A 5,641-nucleotide genomic window follows, 5' to 3' on the forward strand; every position below is an offset into this window, starting at 1 on the left:
CTCGAAGAACTGAAGTTAGTTTCTCTCGCGCTCCCTGTGGCAGGTGAGGCGGGGCGCAATCTACATATTCCCAGACTCCGCGCAAGACCTTTCGACACTTTTTTTATTTTTCTTTTAGTTACCTTCTACAAACCTCTGTAAAATCAACAAATAGGTCGTTGAATTAATTCAGCAAGTTGAGCTTAGAGGCTGAATAAACTTAGGAATGAAGTAACAATAATCTCCGGTTGGTCCCTAAATTTGTACGTACAACTCCGAATTCTAGCCCATTTCCCATATTAGCCTACTCCCATAAATGTCCCACCCCAGCATTTAGCGTGTTACTATGACTCGCTCGGAACTTGATAAGGTAATCGCACGTGTTGGCGGTATGGTCCAACTAATCGACATGCTCACTCAGATCACACGTGCTCGGCACTGCCCACTGGTGCGCGCTTACGCTGATCGGCCTAAAGGAAACAATGAGCTGTACAACTTTTTTTCTGATGGCCCAGGCACCCCACCAACAGGTTACTACCTGTACATCGACGAGCAAATCGACCCAATCCTAGCAAGCTACGACACAATCAACCTCATTTATGGTTACTGCGCAGGCAGCCAAGTTGGTGAACACCGCAGATTCAAATTCATTAAGTGCGCCGACAGTCGTTACGCTCTCATTAAAAAGAAACTTAAACCCCAAAGGCCACTCGCAACTCATTCAGGCCACGCCTAACATCAGACTCGAATCAAGGACTTGTTAATTACGTCTGTCTAATTCTTAATCAGAATTATCGGAGCCGAGTCCCTATGACCAAGGCTCTAGTTACCACTTTAAGTCATCATCTGAAATACAGCATCAGACCTCTCCCATGTTTTCCTTCATTCACACTGCTGACATCCATCTGGATAGTCCACTCCGAGGCCTAAATCAACACGCCGATGCTCCCATTGATCAGATCCGCAGAGCCACTCGTCGAGCCCTAGAAAATCTAGTCTCACTAGCTCTCGATAAATGTGTAGACTTTATAGTCATAGCAGGCGACCTCTACGATGGTGATTGGCCGGACTATAGCACGGGCTTGTTCTTTAATAAACAAATGAGCCGATTGAAGGAGGCACAAATCACCGTCTACCTGATTAGCGGCAACCATGATGCGGCCTCTAAAATAACCAAAAACCTCAAACCTCCTTCGAATGTAAAAGCTCTATCGACGAAGAAACCTGAAACAATCTTTGTCGACGGCTTACCTGTTGCTATCCACGGGCAAGGTTTCGCCACACCACGCGTACCTGAAAATCTCTCTCTAGAATACCCGGCAGCAACTCCCGAGTTCTTCAATATCGGGATGCTCCACACGAGCCTGACAGGCAACCCTGAACACGATCCTTACGCACCATGCTCGATCAACAATCTTACAGAAAAAGGGTATGACTACTGGGCGCTTGGCCATATCCACCAGCACGCGATCATTCAGGAGAACCCACACATCGTCTATTCAGGTAATCCGCAAGGTCGACACATCAAAGAGACTGGCGAACGTGGTTGCTATTTGGTCGATGTCGATGACCAGCTCACGATTAAAGACGTAAGCTTTAAAATCACTGACGTGGTACGCTGGGAAGCTCTCGAAATAAATATCACTGACCTAGTTGACGCAGATGCAGTCCGTGAATCAATCGCACAGCATATTGAGACGACATTAGCAGAAACTAACGGCCGACTTCTCGCACTCCGCATAACGCTCTTTGGAGACTCAGCTCTCCACGATCAACTGCACGCTGAGCTCGCCCAATGGCAGGCAGAATGTGTAAGTTTAGCTAATGAGATAGAGGAAGATATGATCTGGTTCGAACGACTACGAATCAAAACAAAACCAACATACAACCCTCAGGAACTAGCCGAACGCGACGACCTCACAAAGCTCGTACTTGAGGCCCTTGAACATTTCACTCCAAGCCAAGTCCCCACCCCAGTGATTCAGCTGAGCGAAAGACTCAAAAGCATCGACAGTAAAGATCTACGAGACATTCTCACTCTTTCGGAACCTGAAGAACAACTCAAACAAGACGTCAGCGCCATAGTCCTCCAAAGCATATCAACTAGTAGCATTAGCGAGTAGTTGCATTCAGAAATTTTAAATCCAAATTCTTAAATCTTCCGTGCGCTTCGACACTATCCACATTCCAGCCTTTGGCCCGTTCAGTAATTTCACACGAGATTTCGAAAAAAACGGCCACGATATACACCTCCTTTATGGAGCCAATGAAGCTGGTAAGAGCTCGCTACTGCGGGGCATCCACCAAATGTTCTACGGCATCCCTGTGCAGTCAAAAGACAACTTCGTCCATGACAACAGCAAACTGCGTATAGGCGGCACAATTTCTAACTCCTCAACTCAACTCAGCTTTCTGCGAAAAAAGGGCAATAAGAACACGCTGCTTGATACGCAAGGAAATACCATAAATGACGCAGAACTGGAAACCTTTCTCGGTACGGTCAATGGCGAGTTCTTCAACAGCATGTTCGGGCTCGATACAAAGTCATTACGAGATGGAGCTGACGCGTTACTTTCAGGTGAGGGAGACCTCGGCACCCAGCTTTTCTCCACCAGCCTAGGAGGTACTCCTATCGAAGCAGCCATCACAAAATTAGAAAACGAAGCTGACTCACTCTACAAAGGTTCAGGTTCGAAAAACAAATCCATTCTCCCAGCACTCAAAGCGTACAAAGAAGGTGAACGGCTAGCGAATTCAAGTGCCACCAAGGTCACAGCTTGGAACGCGCTCATCAAAGACATCAAGTCAGCTCAATCAGCCTTCGACAGCTCCGACCAAAGTCTCAGCGAAAATCGCACGCGCACAGTCAAGCTCAGCAACCTCACAAGCGCTCTACCGACCTACAGTAAATTCCTCCAACTCAGTAATGAGCTTAGAGAAAATACAGCACCCGAAGTCAGCTCGGATTTCATCCCTCGCTTCCGCAGAACTCTTGCACAACAGAAAGACCTCAGCCGCAGCCTGCAGATTCAGCTACAGATGATTGCAGATCAAAAACAGGAGCTAGCCAGCATCCCTAGCAGCGATGAGGCTCTACAATACAGAGCCGACGTCGAAGCGCTCAGCAATAGTTTCGAAACCTACTTAGCAAACCTTGAAGCTGTAGAGCACCTGCAACTTGAAATCGAACTATTAGAGTCCACACTTCAGCTTTATTCAGAACAACTCGAACTGGACTCCCCTGACCGAATCTCCCAGCTCAGCACGATTTCAGAATCCCAACACAGCGAATTCAAACAGCTCGCCCAGGATTTCAGTAAGCAAGAGCTTCGCAGGCAGCTCGTAGAATACGAGCTGGTAGAGATCGAGGCCAACATCGCCCAGCACCAAGATGAGCTAAAATGTTTCGAGCATAGCTCCGACACCACAGAACTCGAAGACCTCATTCAACAGTGTGAAACCCATGCAGCTGAATTTTCCCAGCAAGAGGATAGAGAAGAGCAAAAGCAAAGCCTCTGTCGAAGCAAAAACATTCTCATTTCACAGCTCCGACTTGATGCTTTTACAACTTCAGAAATCAGCATCCCAGCCATAGCGGTCCCGAGTGAAGAAGCTATTCAACTACAACTACAGCGTGAAAATAATCTATTAGAAAAGCTCCAGCTTCACCAACAAAAGCTCGAAGGCTACGATGAAGAACTCGCAAACGAGCAATCCCAACTCGATCGACTCAAGGACCAAGCCGCCATCTACAGCCATGCGGACCTCACCAAAGCACGTGAATCAAGAGATGACCAGCTCAATCAAATTAGCCTCTCTGCCGAAAAAAATCTTCAGCCAGATTCCTTCACTCAGCTCAGCACATCAATAAATCTAGCAGACACTATTGCCGACACCCTTCACAGCAATGCGGAAAAGATAGCAAAGGCTGAAACTCATCTCGTGAAAATAGAGTCACTAACACTCAAGCAAAAAAATTCAGAACGCTACAAGCGGGAGATCCTCGACGACCTAGAAAAATGGACCACAGATTGGCATACACGCTGCGAATCCATCCCAGTTAACATACAGTCACCGACCGACCTACTCCAGTGGAGACAGCAGTGGCTTGATCTGTGCACCACCATCGAAGGTATCGATATTCTTCAGCGTAAAATTGAAAAGCACAGCAACCTCAATCTGAGCCTCATTGCTCAGATACAGACATCTCTACAGAGTAAAGACGTAAATTTTAGAGGACTTTTCTCCACATTGAAGTCCGAATTTAAAGCCGCTACTCGTGGCCAAGGGAAGCTAGAAGCGGCGCAAACGGCACTGACATCTGCTCAACTCAAACGCACCAGTGCAATCGAAAAATTCGATTCAGCCGAGTCAGCCCTCTGCGAAACTCAGTCCTCATGGGCAAGCTTATGCGCTAGCTGTGGCTTCCCTGAAAATTTACACCCAGAGCAAATTCTAGATCTCATTGATAAGCGTGGTATCGCTCAGCAGGAAGCCATCAAATACAACTCGAGGTTGGTGGATATAGCCTCCAAGAACGAGGCCATCAATAACTTCAATTCGAAGGCCTGCGAACTCACACAATTACTTTTCAATGAAAGCACAGAGGACGTCACACTCAGTGTGTCAAAACTCAAGCAATACATTGATCAAGCGCAGCAGGCACATATCAAAGCATCTACCATTCAGGACAGCATCACCGCCGAACAAAGGAAATTGCCCGAGCTAGAATTGCAGAGCAAGGACATCAATGCTGAACTCCAAAAATTCCTCAAGCAAGCACAGGTCGAAGATCTCGATGCCATGGAGCCAGCTATCCTAGCTATCGAATCCAAGGCTAAACTCAGTGAGGCACTAGCTTCCCAGCGCGATACCCTCCAATCACTCGCTGACCAAAACAATCAGACCAACCTCGATCTTTTTTTTGCTGAGCTAGACGGACTGGATCGCGACCAACTTCGGCAAGAGCTGGACACACTAACAACTGAGGCTAAACCACTGCAACAGGCGCGTGACACCAGCCTCAAAGCCCTCGATGAGCTTAGGCAACAACAACACATACTGGAGCAAGCCAGCGACACATCTGCCGCACACAAGCAAGACGCCGCCAACGCGCTCTCACTACTGGTCACCGACACCGAGCGCTTCATTCGTCTGCAGTACGCTATCAGCTTCCTACGCGATCAAGTGGAATCCTTTCGCAAAAAGTCCCAAGGTCCCATGATGGAAAAAACGTCACATTACTTCAGCGCCCTCACAAGTAATCGCTATAGTGGAGTCGCAGCCCAGTTAGATGACAAGGGCAAACCTCAGCTCATCTCCTTACGCAGGCAAGGCGACAGCATTCAAGAAATCCACACAGCGGGGTTATCCGAAGGAACTGCCGACCAACTCTACCTATCCTTACGCTTGGCAGCCATCGACCTCCACCTCGATAAGCACACTCCTATCCCCCTCATTTTAGACGATCTACTGATGACTTTTGACGACGAGCGCACTCGGGCCCTCCTCCCCGTTCTGGCCGAACTCAGCAAGAAGACGCAAATTCTCATTTTCACACACCACAGTCATCTCAGCAAACTGGCTAACGACTGCTCGTCAGCGATTCAACTCCACCAACTTGCCATTTAAACTTCTAGAGCTCCCGTTATTGCGCACTTCG

Annotated in this window: 3 protein-coding genes; all 3 read left to right on the top strand. The window is 47.9% G+C overall.

The window, feature by feature from the left end; genetic code table 11:
* Positions 1-325: 325 nt before the first annotated feature.
* The 3 genes from ABGY95_RS07960 (at position 326) to ABGY95_RS07970 (ending at position 5,610) form a co-directional block, all read left to right on the top strand.
* The gene (locus ABGY95_RS07960) at positions 326-715 is read left to right on the top strand and encodes a hypothetical protein (protein ID WP_347441154.1); all 390 of its coding nucleotides are present in this window, start codon (positions 326-328) and stop codon (positions 713-715) included.
* Between the two features lie 136 nt (positions 716-851).
* On the top strand, positions 852-2,102 hold the full coding sequence (locus tag ABGY95_RS07965; protein WP_347441155.1) for a metallophosphoesterase: 1,251 nt from the start codon (positions 852-854) through the stop codon (positions 2,100-2,102).
* Positions 2,103-2,142: 40 nt separating this feature from the next.
* Positions 2,143-5,610: an AAA family ATPase gene (locus ABGY95_RS07970; protein WP_347441156.1), complete on the top strand. Its 3,468-nt coding sequence runs from the start codon at positions 2,143-2,145 to the stop codon at positions 5,608-5,610.
* The last annotated feature ends 31 nt before the right edge of the window (positions 5,611-5,641 follow it).

Origin of the sequence: Rubritalea sp. (assembly GCF_039830215.1) — a bacterium.
Classification (GTDB): Bacteria; Verrucomicrobiota; Verrucomicrobiia; order Verrucomicrobiales; family Akkermansiaceae; genus Rubritalea.

Excerpts from the sequence above, each read along its gene's own strand:
- ABGY95_RS07960 (WP_347441154.1), top strand. The coding sequence starts at position 326 with ATGACTCGCTCGGAACTTGATAAGGTAATCGCACGTGTTGGCGGTATG.
- ABGY95_RS07965 (WP_347441155.1), top strand. The coding sequence starts at position 852 with ATGTTTTCCTTCATTCACACTGCTGACATCCATCTGGATAGTCCACTC.